Origin of the sequence: Caulobacter vibrioides, assembly GCF_002310375.3 — a bacterium.
GTDB lineage: Bacteria > Pseudomonadota > Alphaproteobacteria > Caulobacterales > Caulobacteraceae > Caulobacter > Caulobacter vibrioides_D.
The window spans coordinates 3209720-3227184 of sequence record NZ_CP023315.3; the positions used below are offsets into that span (position 1 = coordinate 3209720).

Annotated in this window: 17 protein-coding genes and 1 pseudogene; 11 read left to right on the plus strand and 7 right to left on the minus strand. The window is 66.7% G+C overall.

What is annotated here, in order from left to right; all coding sequences use genetic code 11:
* The first annotated feature begins 8 nt into the window (after positions 1-8).
* The gene (locus tag CA606_RS15215; protein ID WP_096050352.1) at positions 9-3668 is read left to right on the plus strand and encodes a TonB-dependent receptor domain-containing protein; all 3660 of its coding nucleotides are present in this window, start codon (positions 9-11) and stop codon (positions 3666-3668) included.
* Positions 3669-3815: 147 nt separating this feature from the next.
* Here CA606_RS15215 and CA606_RS15220 read toward each other — a convergent pair whose 3' ends face one another.
* From CA606_RS15220 to CA606_RS15230, 3 genes are all read right to left on the minus strand, one after another.
* Positions 3816-4184: a response regulator gene (locus CA606_RS15220; RefSeq protein WP_096050351.1), complete on the minus strand. Its 369-nt coding sequence runs from the start codon at positions 4182-4184 to the stop codon at positions 3816-3818.
* Positions 4185-4187: 3 nt separating this feature from the next.
* Entirely contained in the window at positions 4188-5771 is a 1584-nt protein-coding gene (locus CA606_RS15225) for an HWE histidine kinase domain-containing protein (RefSeq protein WP_233282210.1), read from the minus strand.
* A gap of 102 nt (positions 5772-5873) precedes the next feature.
* Positions 5874-7160: an HlyC/CorC family transporter gene (locus CA606_RS15230; RefSeq protein WP_096050349.1), complete on the minus strand. Its 1287-nt coding sequence runs from the start codon at positions 7158-7160 to the stop codon at positions 5874-5876.
* Positions 7161-7237: 77 nt separating this feature from the next.
* On the opposite strand from CA606_RS15230, the gene CA606_RS15235 reads away from it, so the two are divergent.
* From CA606_RS15235 to CA606_RS15245, 3 genes are all read left to right on the plus strand, one after another.
* Entirely contained in the window at positions 7238-7501 is a 264-nt protein-coding gene (locus CA606_RS15235; protein WP_219933440.1) for a BrnT family toxin, read from the plus strand.
* Positions 7479-7745: a BrnA antitoxin family protein gene (locus tag CA606_RS15240; protein WP_219933441.1), complete on the plus strand. Its 267-nt coding sequence runs from the start codon at positions 7479-7481 to the stop codon at positions 7743-7745. Before CA606_RS15235 ends, CA606_RS15240 begins: the two co-directional genes overlap by 23 nt.
* A 94-nt stretch (positions 7746-7839) precedes the next feature.
* Positions 7840-8280, plus strand: coding sequence for a hypothetical protein (locus CA606_RS15245; protein WP_096050346.1), 441 nt, complete (start codon positions 7840-7842; stop codon positions 8278-8280).
* Here CA606_RS15245 and CA606_RS15250 read toward each other — a convergent pair.
* Positions 8249-8968 (minus strand): phosphatase PAP2 family protein, encoded by a 720-nt coding sequence (locus CA606_RS15250; protein WP_181242620.1) that lies wholly within the window; start codon positions 8966-8968, stop codon positions 8249-8251. The two genes, CA606_RS15245 and CA606_RS15250, sit on opposite strands and share 32 nt — an antisense overlap.
* 77 nt (positions 8969-9045) lie before the next feature.
* Between CA606_RS15250 and CA606_RS15255 the strand changes: the two genes are divergently transcribed.
* Complete coding sequence (locus CA606_RS15255) at positions 9046-9222, plus strand: hypothetical protein (protein ID WP_096050344.1); 177 nt, start codon at positions 9046-9048, stop codon at positions 9220-9222.
* A 32-nt stretch (positions 9223-9254) separates the two neighbouring features.
* Positions 9255-10265: a cobaltochelatase subunit CobS gene (gene cobS, locus CA606_RS15260; RefSeq protein ID WP_096050343.1), complete on the plus strand. Its 1011-nt coding sequence runs from the start codon at positions 9255-9257 to the stop codon at positions 10263-10265.
* Positions 10266-10406: 141 nt separating this feature from the next.
* Here cobS and CA606_RS15265 read toward each other — a convergent pair whose 3' ends face one another.
* Positions 10407-11567 (minus strand): serine hydrolase domain-containing protein, encoded by a 1161-nt coding sequence (locus CA606_RS15265; RefSeq protein ID WP_096053754.1) that lies wholly within the window; start codon positions 11565-11567, stop codon positions 10407-10409.
* Positions 11568-12106: 539 nt separating this feature from the next.
* On the opposite strand from CA606_RS15265, the pseudogene CA606_RS20680 reads away from it, so the two are divergent.
* Positions 12107-12196, plus strand: a pseudogene (locus tag CA606_RS20680) (hypothetical protein); the annotation flags it as partial.
* A gap of 231 nt (positions 12197-12427) precedes the next feature.
* Positions 12428-12970, plus strand: coding sequence for a bactofilin family protein (locus CA606_RS15270; RefSeq protein WP_181242621.1), 543 nt, complete (start codon positions 12428-12430; stop codon positions 12968-12970).
* 347 nt (positions 12971-13317) lie between these two features.
* Here CA606_RS15270 and CA606_RS15275 read toward each other — a convergent pair whose 3' ends face one another.
* Both CA606_RS15275 and CA606_RS15280 read right to left on the minus strand, forming a co-directional pair.
* Complete coding sequence (locus CA606_RS15275; RefSeq protein WP_096050340.1) at positions 13318-13572, minus strand: hypothetical protein; 255 nt, start codon at positions 13570-13572, stop codon at positions 13318-13320.
* Positions 13573-13772: 200 nt separating this feature from the next.
* Positions 13773-14171: a hypothetical protein gene (locus tag CA606_RS15280; RefSeq protein WP_181242622.1), complete on the minus strand. Its 399-nt coding sequence runs from the start codon at positions 14169-14171 to the stop codon at positions 13773-13775.
* A 192-nt stretch (positions 14172-14363) separates the two neighbouring features.
* Here CA606_RS15280 and CA606_RS15285 point away from each other — a divergent pair, with 192 nt between their 5' ends.
* The 3 genes from CA606_RS15285 to CA606_RS15295 all read left to right on the plus strand — a co-directional run bounded on the left by CA606_RS15285 (position 14364) and on the right by CA606_RS15295 (position 17431).
* Positions 14364-14840: a chemotaxis protein CheW gene (locus CA606_RS15285; protein ID WP_096050338.1), complete on the plus strand. Its 477-nt coding sequence runs from the start codon at positions 14364-14366 to the stop codon at positions 14838-14840.
* Between the two features lie 90 nt (positions 14841-14930).
* Positions 14931-16034 (plus strand): Zn-dependent alcohol dehydrogenase, encoded by a 1104-nt coding sequence (locus CA606_RS15290; RefSeq protein ID WP_096050337.1) that lies wholly within the window; start codon positions 14931-14933, stop codon positions 16032-16034.
* Between the two features lie 5 nt (positions 16035-16039).
* The gene (locus CA606_RS15295; protein WP_096050336.1) at positions 16040-17431 is read left to right on the plus strand and encodes an MFS transporter; all 1392 of its coding nucleotides are present in this window, start codon (positions 16040-16042) and stop codon (positions 17429-17431) included.
* Positions 17432-17465 lie beyond the last annotated feature (34 nt).

Below are 17465 nucleotides of genomic sequence, written 5' to 3' on the forward strand. Positions count from 1 at the left end.
TTTTTCAAATGAAGATTGCTTTGCTCGCGGGCGCGGCGGCTAGCGCCGTCATGGGCGGCTACGCCTTTGCTCAGGACACGACGCCGGCCCAGGCCACGGTGACCGAGATCGTCGTCACCGGGACGCGCATCAAGCGTCCGCAGTTCGACGGGACGATCCCCGGGGTGCAGGTCACCAAGGAAGAGATCATCGAGCGCGGCTTCAACAACGCCTATGACATCGTGCTGAGCCAGCCGATGGTCAATGTCGGCGCCAGCCCCTACGCCAACAACGGCGGCCAGACCTCGAGCCTGGGCACCGCCTTCGCCGACCTTCTGGGTCTGGGCAGCCAGCGCACCCTGACGCTGGTCAACGGCCGCCGCCAGGTCTCGGGCAACGCCGCGACCCTGTTCGTCACCAGCAACAACGCCGGTTCGCAGGTCGATCTGGGCGCGATCCCGTCGCAGCTCATCGACCGCGTCGACACCCTGACCGTCGGCGGCGCCGCCGCCTATGGCTCGGACGCCATCGCCGGGGTGATCAACTACATCATCAAGGACAAGTACGTCGGCAGCGAAGTGCGCGCCTCCGCGCGGGCTTCGGAAAAGGGCGACGCCAACCGCTACAGCTTCAGCGTCATCGTCGGCCGGAACCTGATGGACGACCGGGCCAACCTGACCCTGGCCTTTGAACAGACCCAGACCAATGCGCTCTACGGCGACGCCCGTCCGTGGGTGATCGACGCCGGCGTCGGCGTGACCAACGCGTTCAACGGCTCCAAGCGCAATCCGAACTTCGCCGCCAACGCCGCCATCGACGTCACGGCCCTGAACAACGGCGCCTTCCTGCGCAACACCGACGACGGCCTTCCGTCGACCGCCTACGCCTATGCCACGCGCAATTCGCTGCAGTATGCGTCGGGCGTGGCTTTCGCCCCCTCGACCGCTACGGCGGCTTGCCCGGCGACGATCGTCGGCGTGACGGCGTGTCTGCTGCCGACGGGCTCGGTCAGCGCGACCTCGCAGCTGGTCCCGGGCGTCCCCACCGGCAACGGTCTCTATTTCACCACCGCCGCGTCGGGCACCTTCCCGAACTTCGCGCCGACCTCGCTGCCGACCGGCGTCACCGCCGCGGCCGTGTTCGCCAAGTACGGTGTCACCGCCCCGGCCGGCCTGACCGTCGCCCAGCTCAACACGCTGGCGGTCAACGTGCTGCAAAGCAAGCTGCCGACCCTGCGCGAGTACCTGGCGCAGAACCCGAACACCGACATCAACCTGATCGTCGGCTCGCTCTATTCGAACATCCCGCGCGTGGCCAACACCGACCCGGCGACCCGGGCGCTGTTCCCGTTCATCGCCAAGCCGGTCCGCTTCAACGCCAATGGCCAGGCCGAGAACTGGTCGTTCGCCAACATCGGCCCGAACGCTCAAGGCACCCTGGGCAACGCCCCGGGCATCCAAGGCAACAACACCAGCCGCACCAACCTGATCCAGAACGCGCAGAACCGTAAGAACTTCACGGCCTTCGCGACCTTTGACATCAACGACCGCATCCAGGCCTACAGCCAGAACACCTATTCGACGGTGCGGACCGTGGTGCCGCGCAACGCGGCCTCGGGCAACGCGGTGACCGCCGCCGGCACCGAAGGCTCGGGCATCCTGGTCAGCATCAACAACCCCTACCTCAGCGCGGCCTCGCAGCAGCTGCTGCGCGACAGCGGTGCGGTCAACAGCGCCAATAACTTCATCATGTCGCGCACCAACCAGGACATCCTGGGCGACAACCCGCAGCGCGGCGTCACCAATATCGGCAACTTCGCGCAGGGCCTGAAGGGCGACTTCGACTTCCTGGAGCGCACCTGGACCTGGGACGTCTCCTACACCTACGGCAAGGCTGACGGTAAGGTCGAGTCGCTGGGCATCCGCGACCTCGAGTACCTGCTGGCGATCGACAGCGTCCGCGACAGCAGCGGCGCCCTGACCTGCCGGGCCAAGACCAACGCCGCCGCCTATCTGGGTAAGAGCCCGTCGGTGATCGTCACCAACCTGGCCGACATCCCCCAGTCGGGCGGCCTGATCGCCAAGCAGCCGTTCACCCCGACGGTCACCCAGGCGATGATCGACAGCTGCCAGCCGCTGAACCCGTTCGGCTACAACCAGATGACTCAGGCGGCCAAGGACTATGTGACCGCCCAGCAGACCTACGCTTTCGAGAACACCCAGACCTTCCTGCAAGGCTCGATCACCGGCGACGTGTTCCAGCTGCCCGGCGGTCCGGTGGGCGTGGCGCTCGCCGCTGAACGCCGCACCACCAAGAACGACTACTCGGTCGACGAAATCTCGCGCTACGGCCGCACGCGCTCGGCGGCGATCTCGGCGACCCAGTATGAGACCGAGGCGCAGGAATATGGCGTCGAGCTGAACATCCCCATCCTGGGCGGTGAGTTCAGCCTGCCGTTCGCCCAGCGCCTGGAAATCAACCCGGCGGTCCGCTGGTCCAAGCAGAACGGTGAGGCGACGACCTTCACCAACCAGCTGGGGAAGACGGTCAGCCCGAAGTATGACGGCGACCTGGCCAAGATCTGGTCGCTGGCCGCCACCTTCCAGCCGATCCGCGACATCACCTTCCGCGGCAATGTCACCCGCTCGATCCGCCAGCCGGACGGTGTGGAGCTGTTCCTGGGCGGCCAGGCCTCGTTCACGACGATGGCCGACCCCTGCTCGGTGGGCAACATCAACTCGGGTCTGAACCCGGCGACCCGCCGGGCCAACTGCATCGCCGCGGTCCGGGCCGCAGGCTACGCCTCCAACAACGCCGACGCCGAGACCTTCCTCAGCACCTTCAACCCCGGCGCGCCCTCGGTGCTGGGCGCCCGTTTCGGCAACATGGAGCTGAAGCCTGAGCGCGGCGAAAGCTGGACGGCCGGCGTGGTCCTGGAACCGCGCTTCATCCCGAACCTGCGCATGTCGTTCGACTATATTGACATCCAGCTGAAGGATCAGCTGACCCGCGTGTCGGCCGAGCAACTGCTGACCTACTGCTATGACTCGACCGCCTACCCCGACAACAGCGCTCAGTTTGGTGTGAACAGCTGCGCCTCGGTGCCGCGTTACACGGCGGGTACGGAGCCGAACTCCGCCCGCGCGTTCAGCGTCAACGACGGCTGGCAGTCGACCTATCTGAACCTGGCCCAGACCAATCTGCGCGCCGCCAACATCGTGGTGACCTACCGCAAGGCGCTGGCGGAGCTGTTTGGTTCGACGGGCAACTGGGGCCGCATCTCGCTGAACAGCAACCTCTACCGGACCTACGAGTCCAGCTTCAGCGGCACCGGCCTGCCGGGCGACACCGAGCAATATCTCGGCAGCATCGGCACGCCCAAGTGGCAGAGCAACACGACGATCGGCTACTCGCGCGACAAGATCTCGACCAGCCTCAACATCAACACCGTGTCGGACACGATCCGGTTCAATGGGGCTGTGCCGGCGACGGTCGAGCAGAACGCCTATCTCGATCGCAAGGGCTACGCGGTCTACAACCTCTATGTCGGCTACAAGATCACCGACGAGATCGACCTGCGCTTCAACGTCAACAACCTGGCCGGCAAGCGCTGGGAAGATGAGGCCGTTGGCGTCATCTACAGCTCGGTGGGTCGCACCTACCAGTTCAGCGTGAACGCCCGCTTCTAGAAGCGACCGCGCTGGGCCGAGTTCTCGGTCCAGCGCATCGCCGCTGCGGTTGCGATCAGCAAAAAGGGCGACCCGCCTGCGCGGGCCGCCCTTTTTCATGGGATGCCGACGGGGCGCGGCGCTCTGCGCGCCATCCGCCCTACGGCCTTAGGCGATCTGAGCGACCAGCCCCTCAAGCACGCGGCGCAGGTCGGCCTCGCGGAACGGCTTCTGCAGCACGGTGGACCCGCGATGGTCCTCGGTCAGGCCCGCCTCGCCATAGCCGCTGGCGAAGGCGAACGGCACGCCGCGGGTCTTGAGGGCGTCGGCGACCGGGAAGATCGGACGGCCGCCCAGGTTCACGTCCAGCAAGGCCGCGTCGATCTCGGCCGAGCCGGCCAGGCGCAAGGCCTCCTCGATCTCGGCGGCGGGGCCCACGATGGTGCAGCCCAGATCGGTCAGCATGTCCTCGACCAGCATCGAGACCAAGGCTTCGTCTTCGACGACCAAAACCTTCAGGGACGAGAGTGTCTTCATGGATCAGGGCTCCAGGGCGCGCAGGGGCAACGCCATGTGGCAGACGAGGCCGGCGGCATCATAGGTCAGCTCGACCCCGCCGGATAGCTCGGCTGCGAGTCCGCGCCGAAGAAGGCGCGCGCCGAAGCCAAAGCGGGTGGGCGGGCGCACTTCGGGACCGCCGCTTTCCGACCAGGTCAGGTGCAGCACGTCCCGATCCACGCCCCAGACGACCTTCACGCGGCCCTCAGGGGTGGACAGCGCGCCATACTTGACCGCGTTGGTGGCCAGCTCGTGGACGCCCATCCCCAGGGCCACGGCGGCCTTGGGCGTGAGGCGAACGTCGGCGGCGTAGTCGAAGCTCACGCGATCCTCGCCGGCCATGGCGTGCAGCTCGACGTCGAACACCTCACGCAGGCTGGCGCCCTCCCAGCTTTCGCGGGTGAGCAGGTCGTGGGTCTGCGAGAGGGCCATCAGGCGGGTCTCGAACGCCTCGCGGAAGAACTCGGGCGAGGCGGAGGAGCGCAGGGTCTGGGCGGCGATCGACTGCACCGTCGCCAGGCTGTTCTTCACCCGGTGGTTCAGCTCGTTGACCAGCAGCTTTTGCCGCACCTCGGCGCGTTTGCGCTCGGTGATGTCCAGGGACACCCCCGCCAGGCGCCGGACCCCGTCATCGGCCCGCTGGGCGGCGCGACCGCGCGCGTGAAGCCAGCGCAGCTCGCCGCTGGGGTGGATCACCCGGTACTCGACATCATAGTCGGCGCCGTCGCGGATGGCGCTGTCGATCGCCGCCAGGATTCTCGGGCGGTCGTCCGGATGGATCGTCTCGACCAGGTCGGAGAAGGTGAGAGTCTCCTCGGCGCGTCGCCCGTAATTGGCCTTGCACAGGTCGGAAGCTTCATAGGCCTTGGTCGTCACGTCCAGGTCCCAAGACCCCATGCGGCCGCTGTCCAGGGCGAACTTCAGGCGTTCTTCGGTCTTGCGCCGATGCTCCAGCTCGGCCAGGGCGCTGGCCTTGAGCTTGAGCGTGTCAATCGTCGCCGCGACCTGGGCGCCCAGCCCCACCAGAAGGCTCTCGTCGCGAACGGTGAACTGACCAGGCTCGGGGTGGCCAAAGAACAGACCGCCCAGAACCTCGCCCTGACGGGTGGCGACGGGGATGGCCAGATAGCTGCGCACCGGCAGATGACCCTCGGGCATCCCCTGGCGCGGCGTGTTGTGGCCATAGCGCGGGTCCAGGGTGATATCGTCCGAACGCACCACGCTGGTGTTGTCGAAGGTCGGCTTGAAGATCTCGGTCTTGCGAACCCGAGGAAAGTTGGCGAACGCCTCGGGCGACGCGCCCGACAGCCGGAAGAGCGCATAGCTCTCACCGTCAGGCTCCACCTGGTTGTAGAAGAACGCGCCATAGGCGGCGCCGATGATCTCACGCGCGCCGTCCAGCGCGCTCTGCACGCAGGCGTCGACGTCGTTGCGGGAGGCGATCGCCTCGGTGACCCGCGCCAGGGTGTCGGACTTGCGTACCTCGGCGGCGAGACGGCGCTCCAGCTCGCGCAGGCGCGCGTCGAGATCGGCGTCACCGACTTCGCCAACATCGCTATCAGCCACTATGGCCAAGCCGCGCCCCCAAACACAGAACCGCCCCTGGTTCTTAAGGGAGCTCAACGCACGGATTGGCGCTCGGTTCCGTCAATTGTGAAGCTAGGAAACCTAAGCTTCGCTGTCGTCGTCAAGTCGCGCGCTGATCCGCAGCGCGGTGATCTGGTTTCGCTGTCGGCGCAGCACCTGGAAACGATGCCGATAGAAGATGAAGGTCTGGCCGGGCTCGGGGATCATCTGGGCCTCGTGGATGGCCAGGCCGGCGATCGTCACCGCCTCGCCTTCGGGCAGCCGCCAGTCCATGGCGCGGTTGAGGTCGCGCACCGTGACGTGGCCGTCGACATTCACCGAACCGTCCGCCTGCCGGCGCACGCCCTCCAGCGTGGTGTCGTGCTCGTCCTCGATCTCGCCGACGATCTCCTCGAGGATGTCTTCCAGCGTCACCAGGCCCTGCAGGGCGCCATACTCGTCGACCACCAGGGCGAAGTGGTTCTTGCGCTTGAGGAAGGCGTTCAGCTGGTCCTTGAGGTTGGTGGTGTCGGGAATGAACCACGGCTCGCGCAGGATGGCGGCGATATCCAGGCCCTCCAGCCCCGTCGGACATTCGGCCAGGGCCTTCAGCAGGTCGCGGGCGTGCAGCACGCCGACGATGTTGTCGGGCTCGTCGCGATACAGCGGCACGCGGGTGTGCTGGGCTTCCAGCACCTGGGCCACCAGATCGCGAGCCGGCAGGCCCGCGTCCAGCAGCACCATCGACTTGCGGTGGACCATGATCTCGGAGACGTCCATGTCCGAAAGGTCCAGCACCCCGCCCAGCATGCGGCGGTCGCCCGCTTCCACCAGGCCTTCGGAGTGGTGATAGTCGACCGCGCCGCGGATCTCCTCGTGGGCGGCCAGCACGTCGACCGCCATGTCCAGCTTGACGCCGAACACCCGCAGCGTGCGGCGCACGATCCACTGGATCGCATAGATGATCGGGCCAAACAGCCGCACGATGAACAGGGTCGGCGCCGACAGGGCCCGCGCCACATCGTCGGAGCGGAGGATGGCCAGGGTCTTGGGCAGCACCTCGGCGAAGATCAGGATCAAGACGGTCATGGCCGCGGTGGCCACCGCCACGCCCCAGGGGCCGGGGATCAGGGTGGTCAGCACCTGGGTCGCCAGGGCCGAGGCCAGGATGTTGATCAGGTTGTTGCCCAGCAGCACCGCCCCGATCATCGTCTCCTGGTCGGACAACAGCTTGTTGACCCGCTTGGCGGGCCGGTCGCCCTCGCGTTCCAGCTGGTGCATCCGCGCCCGGCTGGCGCCGGTCATGGACGTCTCGGCGGCCGAGAAGATGGCCGACAGGGTCAGCAGGGCGATGACGATCGGCGCGAGGCCAAGTAGGGCGGTGAGCATGGAGGTGTTCTAGCCCGCCCGGCCGAGACGCGGGAGGGGCGTTGAGAGGGCCGCCTTAATCGTGTATACAATTTGATGTGCAGTTCGACCCGGCCAAGAACCAGGCGAATATCGCCAAGCATGGCGTATCGCTCGAACGAGCCCCAGAAATGGATATTCGGGCCGTTCTGGTGGACGAGCGGCATGACTATGGCGAGGTGCGCTATCGGGCTCTCGGGTTCATTGATGGCGTCGCTCACTGCCTGGTTTTCACCGACCGCCAAGGCGAGTTGCGAGCCATCAGCTTGCGTCGCGCCCACCAGAAGGAGATGAAGCGCTATGTCTCGCAAGCCAATGGCTGACCCGGAAAATCCGGAATGGACTGCGGGTGACGTCGCGCGATCCAAGGGGCCGGAGTCCTTGCCGGCTCATGTCCTGGCGGCCTTTCCAAAAACCGCCGCTCGGGTGCGTGGCCCTCAGAAGTCCGAGACCAAGGTGCCGGTGTCCATCCGCCTGGACCGCTCGGTGGTCGACTACTTCAAGGCCCAGGGGCCAGGTTGGCAGAGCCGGATCAATGAGGCGCTCGCGGGAATGATCCGCCGATAGGCGCTAGCCCCCTCTCAAACCGCAGCGATCCCTTGCGGCGCGCTAGGCGAATGCGCCATTGTCCCGCGCCGAAGCAGGGGGCGGGACCTAAGAGATGACAGTCAGCGATCCGGCGTGGCGTGCGCCCACCGAACCGCCGACGCCGGTGACGCCGGTGCCGTTCGGCAAGCCGTGGAGCATCTGGTTCTGGGGCGGCCTGCTGTCGACAGCGGGCCTGGCCCTGGCCGTGCAGCCGAACGCCGTCCTGCGCCTGCTGGACTCGCCGGTCGACGCCTCCGCCCTGCCCTGGGTTCGGTTCTGCGGTCTGCTGCTGCTCGCCTACGCCATGGGCTATCACGTCGCCGGCTGGACCGGCCAGCGCACCTATATGCGCGCCTCAGTGGTTCTGCGGGTGCTGTCGCTGGTGATCCTGGGGGCCTTTGTTCTGCTGGACTGGCTGCCCAAGGCCTGGCTGGCGGTGGGGCTGGGCGACTTCGCCGGCGCGGTCTGGACCACGCTGGAGCTCAGGTGGCGTCCGAAGCCGAAGACGGCTTGAACCGCCGCTCGACCAGATAGGCGACCAGCCAGCAGATCATCGCCCAGGCCGCGCCCACGCTCCATCCGGCCAGCACGTCGCTGACCCAATGGACGCCCAGATAGACGCGGCTGGCGCCGACCAGCAGGCTGACAATCACCGCAGCGCTGAGCGCCAGGATCTTGACCCTGCGCCGTTCGGAAAAGCGCGCCGCCAGCACGCCCAGGGTCAGGAACACCACCGCCGACAGCATGGCGTGGCCGGACGGAAAGCTGGCGTTGACCGCCTCGACCACGCGATAGGCTTCGTCGGGACGCTCGCGGCCGAACACCGCCTTCAGGCCCTGGCTGACGGTCACGCCGCTCAGCGCGCTCAGCGCCAGCAGCCAGGCTTCGGTCCAGCGCTTCAGCGAGCCCAGAAACGCGAAGGCCGCCAGGATCAGCAAGGTCAGCACCGCCACTGAGCCCAGCGCGGTGATGTCCACCGCGGCGACATGCAGCCATTCGGGGCCCACCAGCGCGCTGGGCTGACCCGCCACGCGCAGAGCCTGCAACACGGCCAGGTCCGGAGCATGGGCCTCGCCCTCGACCACCTCGTCAGCGATCCCCACAAAACCCCAGCCCCCGAGCGCTACGATCAGCAGGGCGGAGGCCACCCCGATCTCGCGACCGGCCGCCGCGAAGAGTCTCCGAACGTCCAGACGATACAAGCAGCGCGCTCCTTCTTGGCTGATGGCGGTCACGGGCACGGAACGACATTCAAACCGCATCGGCCGCCGCGCGGGGCGTGCGCTCGAAGACGCTCTCAATATTTATCTGGAGCGGCGTTCGGATCTGGCAAGGCGGTCACGCTGGAATCACGCCCCGCGCAACTCTGTTCGGCTTCGTCGCCTTCCCCGCGGGGAAGCCCGCCCTCGCCAGGAAAGTGAACGCCAACCCCCGCTTTGAGCGGATTTCCATTTGAAACGGGCGGGTCCAAGGCGGTAAGCCGGAAGCATGCCCGAGTTCGCCGAAACCAGCTCCGCCGCCGATCCGCTGACCACCCTGGTCCCCGATAAGTGGGTGACGCTGCGCGACGCGTTCGGCGTCGACAGCGACATGAAGGTTCCGGCCTTCAGCCACCGCGACAGCCATGTGCCGGACATCGACCCGGCCTATCGCTTCGACCCGCAGACGACCAAGGCCATCTGCGCGGGCTTCGCCTATGATCGCCGCGTGATGGTCCAGGGCTATCACGGCACGGGCAAGTCGACCCACATCGAGCAGATCGCCGCGCGCCTGAACTGGCCGCTGGTTCGTGTGAACCTCGACAGCCACGTCAGCCGGATCGATCTCGTCGGCAAGGACGCCATCGTCCTGAAGGACGGCAAGCAGATCACCGAATTCCGCGAAGGCATCCTGCCCTGGACGCTGCAGCGCCCCGTCGCCCTGGTGTTTGACGAATATGACGCCGGGCGCCCGGACGTGATGTTCGTGATCCAGCGCGTGCTGGAAGCCGGCGGCAAGCTGACCCTGCTGGACCAGAACCGCGTCATCCGCGCCAACCCGTACTTCCGCCTGTTCGCCACGACCAACACCATCGGTCTGGGCGACACCACGGGCCTCTATCACGGCACCCAGCAGATCAACCAAGGCCAGATGGACCGCTGGTCGATCGTCACGACGCTGAACTATCTCGAGCACGACGTCGAAGCCGCCATCGTGCTGGCCAAGAACCCCGGCTACGACACCGCCGAAGGCAAGCGCACCCTGGCGGCCATGGTCCGCGTCGCCGACATGACCCGCAACGCCTTCATGAACGGCGACATCTCGACGGTCATGAGCCCCCGCACCGTGATCACCTGGGCCCAGAACGCCGAGATCTTCGACCACGACGTGGCCCTGGCCTTCCGCCTGACCTTCCTGAACAAGTGCGACGAGCTGGAACGCCCGACGGTGGCCGAGTTCTTCCAGCGCGCGTTCGGCACGGATCTTCCGGAGAGCGCTGCGCGGGTGAAGGTGGCGTAAGGGGGAGCAACCTCCCACCGCGATTTCCAAACGCCCGTCTCGCAAGAGGCGGGCGTTTTGCTTTGGCGGCGGGGACCCAAAACTGAAGGGTCCCGCCGCCGGGCGCCAGACTGACGGCGCCCTCGCGACGAGACGCTATCGTCAGTTTTCGACGGCGAGATCGGGGATGTATTGCGCCGCGATCTTGTCGACAAAACTGTGGGGTGAAGCGCCCAGCAGGTTCGTCAGGACGATCACCGTAAGGTCATCCTTGGGGTAGATGAAGATGGCCGCGCGATTGCCGCCCGTGGGCGTGATGGCGGGGTGTTCCGCGCGGCGAATGACCGGCCAGCCCAGGCCATAGCCATTGATGGTCTTGTTGAAGCCGCGATAGCTGCCGTCGGGCAGTTGCTGCGGCGTCCAGAGCTGTTCCAGGCCCTTTTCGCTGACCAATTTGCGCTTCTGCAGCGCGATAACCCATGCGGCCAGATCTGTGGCCGTGGCCTGAACGCCTGCGGTGGGATGCATGTAGGCCGGCCACACCTCCTGGCGCGCAAGCGGGGTCTCGCTGCGCTCGACGCCGACGGTCCTCATGTCTGTGATCTGCAGCGTCAGATAGGTGTAGAGCCGGGCCAGCTCGGGCACGGTGTCGGCCGTGTTTCCAAAGCGGGCCTGCGCCATGCCCGCCGCTTTGAACTGCCCCTCGCGAACGGCGTCAACGAAGCGCTTGCCTGAGACCTTCTCGATGATCTTGCCCATCAGGGCGTAGCCGGTCTGGTTGTAGGCATACTGCGTGCCGGGCGTGTATCTCAGGGGGAGTTCCTGCACCCTCGCCCAGGCGGCGTCGGGCTCGGCGCCGTCGATCAGCCGGGTGTTGTCGTCGATGATCTCGGGCAGGCCTGATGTGTGCGTCAGGATCTGGCGGACCGTGATCGGTTTCCACGCGGGCGGAAGCTCTTGGAGATATTGCGTCACCGAGGCGTCGAGATCGAGCTTGCCGGCCTCGACAAGCTGCATCGCCGCGACGCCGGTGAAGGCCTTGCTGATCGAATTGATGCCGAAAACCGTGCGGTCCGTGACAGGCTTGGCGGTCTCGAGGTCGGACTGGCCGTAAGCGCCCTTGAAGACGATCTTGCCGTTCTTCACGATCGCCAGCTGGAGCCCCGGAATACGGCGGGACGCCATCTCGCTTTGGACCAGGCGTTCAATCGCGGCGGTCTTGTTGTCCGCGTCTGCGATCTGCGTCGTCTGGGCGTTTGCGCTATTGGCAAGGCCGCCCATGATCGCAATCAGGCCGATTGCGGCGGAAATTTTCTTCAGCATTCTTTTGGTTATCCAGAGCTTGGAGGGACCGGCCGCAATTGTGGATCGGGCTATCGACGCGCCGTTGCGATCACCAAGGCGGGGATAACAGGAACTGCGTCGGGCGCAACGTTGCGTTGACTGAGGGATGGGCTGGTCATGGCCTTGGTTGACCCGTTCGCTGCACGCTCGTCCACCCCGGCTCGGTCAATGGTAAGCCTTGATCGGTGAACGGCAGGGCGTACCGGCGAACGCCAGGATCCAGATCGAACCCACGGGCGCCTATCCGTTCAGCGCCGAGAGATGGCGCGTCAGCCCTAACCGCTGCGGATGAATCTGGGCCCCGGCGTTCGCCGGGGAGGTCGGGATAAAAGGACGTGAAGCGGACGACTTGAACCCCAGCAGCGGGTGGTTTGCGGACCCAGGTTTCCTTCTCCCCTTGCGGGAGAAGGTGTCAGCGAAGCTGACGGATGAGGGGTTGAAAGGCGTCTCCGGATAGCCGAGCGCGACCCCTCACCCGACCGCCTTCGGCGGCCACCCTCTCCCGCAAGGGGAGAGGGATACACACCCGACGACGGCGAGCATGCAGCCGCCATGCGTCCTTCGAGGCTCGCCTTCGGCTCACACCTCAGGATGAGGAAGTCTGTTGCTGAACACCTCATCCTGAGGTGCGCGCTCCTGAGCGCGCCTCGAAGGACGCAGGGAGCCAACATCCCCCAAGGTCGTGAGCAGCCTGGAGCTTCCCGCCAGAGACCCGACCGTCCTGGCGATGATCGGCTCATACCAAGTTTGGTGCGCCGGACTGGACAACCGCCAGAAAACGGCCCCGATCTTGCTGCCTGGGTCTTCCAAACGCCCATTTTGAGACAAGGTCGCAGCCGATGTTCGCCAAGAAGAAAGAGACTCCCGCGAAGCTGGCCCTGACTCCGCTGGAACCGCAGCGCGCCGCCACGCCGCAACCGGCTCAGCCCCAGCCCGCCCCCGCTCCGGCGCGCCCCAAGCCCGCCTCGCTGATTGCGCAGGGCCTGACGATCCGCGGCGACGTGGTCGGCGACCTCGAGGTGCACCTGGACTGCGTGGTGCTGGGCGATGTGAAGGTGGGCAAGCTGATCGTTGGCCCCAACGCGCGCATCGAGGGCTCGATCGTGGCGCAGGCCATGGAGATCCACGGCCTGGTCATCGGCGCGGTCACCGCCCAGAGCGTTCGCCTGTACGGCACCGCCCGGGTCGACGGCGACATCACCCACGAGCAGCTGGCCATGGAGCCGGGCGCCGAGTTCCAGGGCCGTAGCCTGAAGTTCCGCCGCCCCACGCCGGCGCCGCAGCCGGGTCAGCCCGCGCCCGCCGCCCAGGCCCAGGCGCCGACCGCGCCCCCGACGCCGCCTTCGGCCTCGCAGACGCCGTACAACCACTCGGCGCACTAGAGCCTGCCTGGTTTAGATGGTTCCATCTAAACCAGATAAACAGGCTCTAATTCATAGACTTAGAGCGCGTTCGAGCGGTTTAACCGCTTACACTTAAACCTAACGCGCACTGAACGACAGACGGGCGCGCCCCGCTGAACCGCGCGCCCCGGTGAGACATCGGAGCCTCCCGCTCGAACTCGGGGGTTCGACGGGAGGCTCCGCGGCTCATCCGCCGCGCTTGGGGACGGAAGGCGGACGGGCGCCGTTTCCGGCCGCCTGAGTGTTCCATCGGGAGACACCAGGGGAGGGGCCAAGCGGCCGGATCGATAGCGTTACGACCCAGCCTTCACTTCGGATGTACGCCCTCAGCCCGAGGCGTTGGCCATCTTGCGCAGGCGCCGCGCCAGGTCTTCGGGACGATCAGCGATCTGATCGAACAGCGCCTGCACCTCGGCCTCGCCGAACCCCGCCGCGCGGAGCGTCCGCCAGGCCCCGGCCAGCACGGCCTCGGCGATATCCAGGCGATCGTCCGTCAGTCGCAGACCCGGATTGAACGGGCTGTCAAAGGCAGGATTGGCAAAGGCAGGGTTGGCAAAGGCGGGATTGGCGAGGGGCGACATGTCGGATCCTCTGTCGGTGCGCGGTTATGTTCCTTTTTTGTTCTCATTCCGCAGCAGAGTCGAGTCCTGTTTTGGCGCGGCCCCCTCAATATGAGAAAGCCCCGAGGTCGGGGGACCTCGGGGCTGGGCCGGCGCCGACGGGGCGGTCGGCGCCGTACGGATCGCCGGCTCACAACGGCGATCCGATCCTGTAGGGCGGCTTAACGGCAGACGGTCCGCTCATAGTACGACCCGCTCCGGCGATTGTACTCCCGCGTCGTCCAGCACTCGCGGTCGCCATAGTAGGGGCGCGGCGCGTAGTCGTGGTCGTAGCCATAGCCGTACCCTTGACCGTAGCGCGGCGGCGGCGGGGGCGGCGGCGGCGCATAGCGGCGGTCGCGATAGCGGTCGTCGCGATGGTCGTCGTCGGCGATCGCCGCGCCGATGACGAGGCCGATGACGCCGGCGGTGATCGCGGCGGCGGCGACGTCGCCGCCCTTGTCGCGCTTGTGGCGGTGATGGCGCGAGTCGGCCGAAGCCGTGGTCGCGGCGGCCACCAGCGAAAGGGCGGCCACGCCGGCGGCGACGCGTCCGACCGTCTTGAACATCTTGCTGGCCATGCCGGCCTCCTGAAGTCTCCGCCGCGTCGCCCAATGCGTCGTTTCAAGCGTTGAAGGAACGATCGGATTTCCAGCCTGAACGGCGGCTGAACAGAATTCATCAACCCTGACCAGAACCGGTTTGTTTATCTTTTTAAGACAGGGTGGAGCCATCGAAGGTCTCTTGCGGCCTTCGCGCGCACGGAGACCGCCATGACCAGCATCGTGTCGTACGCCCAAGGCCAGGCCCTTCAGGTCCTGTCGTTCGAAGTCGGCGCCCAGACCTATTGCGTGCCCGTGAGCGCTGTGCGCGAGATCCGCGGCGTCACCCCGCCGACCCCCCTGCCCGACGCGCCGCCCTATGTCCGGGGCGTGATCAATCTGCGCGGTCAGGTGATGCCGGTCATCGATCTGTCGTGGCGCCTTGGCAAGGGCGTGGCCGAGGATGGCGAGCGTCAGGTCATCATCGTGGTCGAGAACCAGAACGACGTCGCCGGCATGCTGGTCGATGCGGTCTGCGACAGCTTCATCGTCGAGGCCGACCAGATCAACCCGCCGCCCAGCCTGGGCGACGGCGAGGACTCGCCGCTGGTGTCGGCCGTGATCACCTCGGGCGAAGGCTCGATGACCATCCTGCTGGCCGTCAGCCGCATCCTGCCCGAGCGCCCGATCGAAGCCCTGGCCGCTTAAGGGCTCAAGCCCCCAAACATTTGTTCGAATAGCCCTTCCGTTCGCCCCGAACGGAACGCTAGTCTGCTCTCAAACAAGAGGGAGACGAGCATGAAGGCCGCTGTTCTGCGCGAGGTGGGCAAACCCCTCCAGATCGAGACCGTGGCCATCGGCAAGCCCGGCCCGCGCGAAGTGCTGATCCGCACCAAGGCCGCCGGCGTCTGCCACTCCGACCTGCACTTCGTCGAAGGCTCCTACACCCACGCCCTGCCCGCCGTGCTGGGCCATGAGAGCGCCGGCATCGTCGAGGCGGTCGGGTCCGAGGTTCGCACCGTCAAGGTCGGCGACCACGTCATCACCTGCCTCAACCCCTATTGCGGCCACTGCGAGGTCTGCCTGACCGGGCACATGAACCTCTGCATCAGCCCCGAGACCCGCCGCGGCAAGGGTGAGGAGCCCCGTCTGTTCCGCGAGGACCTCTCCGGGACGGGCGACACCAAGATGGCCCAGTTCCTGAACCTGTCGTCCTTCGCCGAGATGATGCTGGTGCACGAGCACGCGTGCGTCGCCATCCGCAAGGACATGCCGTTCGACCGCGCCGCCCTGATCGGCTGCTCGGTGATGACCGGCGTGGGCGCGGTGATGCACACCTCCAACGTCCGGCCCGGCGAGACCGTGGCCGTGATCGGCTGCGGTGGCGTGGGCCTCGCCACCATCAACGGCGCAGCCATCGCGGGCGCGGGCCGGATCATCGCCATCGACCGCCTGGCCGGAAAGCTGGAGCTGGCCAAGACCTTCGGCGCCACCGACGTGGTCGACGCCTCCCAGGTCGACGATATCGCCAAGGCCGTGGTCGAGCTGACCGGCGGCGGCGTGCATCACAGCTTCGAGGCCATCGGCCTGAAAGCCACGGCGGAGGCCTCGTTCAAGATGCTGCGCCGAGGCGGCACGGCCAATGTCATCGGCATGATCCCGGTCGGCACCAAGATCGAGCTGCACGGCGTCGACTTCCTGGGCGAGCGCCGCATCCAGGGCAGCTATATGGGCTCCAACCGCTTCCCGGTCGACATGCCGCGCCTGGTGGACTTCTACATGTCGGGCAAGCTGAAGCTGGACGAACTGATCTCGCGCCGGATCAAGCTGGAGGACGTCAACTCGGCGTTCGACGAGCTCAAGCGCGGCGAGCTGGCGCGATCGGTGATCGTGTTTGACTGAGGGGAGTGGCGGCGATCCGCGCTGAGCGCGCAAGCAGCGGCCAAGGGCCCTTAGGAACCTGGCGTCTGGCGGCCTTTGCGCTGCCCTGCGTTCCGGTGGCGGCGATGCTCATGCCCGTCGTCGTCTATCTGCCCAACTACTACGCCACGGATCTGGGCGTGGGCCTGACGGCGATCGGGCTGGCCTTCGGCGTCGTTCGCCTGTTCGACCTGTGGCTGGATCCGACGCTCGGGTTCCTGATCGATAGGACCAACACGCGCTTTGGCCGGTTCAAGCCCTGGCTGGTGGCCGGCCTGCCCATCGCCGTGCTCGCGGTCTGGATGCTGTTCATGGCGCGGCCGGGGATCGACGGCGCCTACATTCTGTTCTGGCTGGTGCTGGGGTTCCTGGGCCAGTCCATGGCGACGATGGCGCACGTCACCTGGGGAGCCCGGCTGGCGCCGGAATATGGGCAGCGCGCGCGCGTGTTCAGCTGGTGGCAGGGCTTCACCGTCTTGGGCATGCTGATCGTGCTGGCCATGCCGCCGCTGATGAAGCTCGGCTTCGGGCTCGACTACGGTCAGGGCGTGCGGGCGATGGGCTGGTTCGTGGTGCTGAGCCTGCCCGTGGCCATCCTTCTGGCGCTGTTCGCCGTTCACGAGCCGCCGTCGCCGCCGAACATCAATTCCGCCACCTGGCGTCACTATTGGGATCTGATCCGCCGGCCGTCGATTCTGCGCTTGCTGGTGTCGGACATTCTTCTGGGGACGGGCCCGGTCATCGCCGGCACGCTGTTCTTCTTCTATTTCGACGCCATTCGTGGCTGGGACCGTTCCGAGGCCGGCCTGCTGCTGTTGCTCTATTTCACCGGCGCCCTGCTGGGCGCGCCCCTCTGGGGGCGGCTTGGACAGGCGATCGGCAAGCATCGCGCCCTGTCCATCGCTTCGGCGGCCTACGCCGTGGCGCAGCTCTCGGTGCTGATGGCGCCAGAGGGGCTGGCGTGGGGGATCGTGACCATGACCCTGGCCGGCCTGCCCTACAGCGCGGGCCCCATCCTGCTGCGCGCCATGATGGCCGACCTGGGCGACGAGGAGCGCCTCAAGAGCGGCGTGGATCGCAGTGGTCTGATGTTTGGTTTGCTGAGCGGGGTCGTGAAGATCGGCTCGGCCATTGCGGTCTTTGCGTCCGTCAGCGCACTGGACCTCTTTGGCTTCAAGGCGGACCTCGGGGCCGGCAATACGCCGCTGGCGCTGGGCGTGCTCTCGGTCAGCTTCGCCGTCGTGCCCGCGCTTCTGACGCTGGCCGGCGCGGCCCTGATCAACGGTCACACCCTGGACAAGGCGGCGCACGACGCGATCCGCAAGGCGCTTGAGGCGCGGGACGCCGCGCAGAACACTGCGGAGACTTACGGGCGATAGCCCTCTGTCACACGCGCGCCAAACACCACATGCT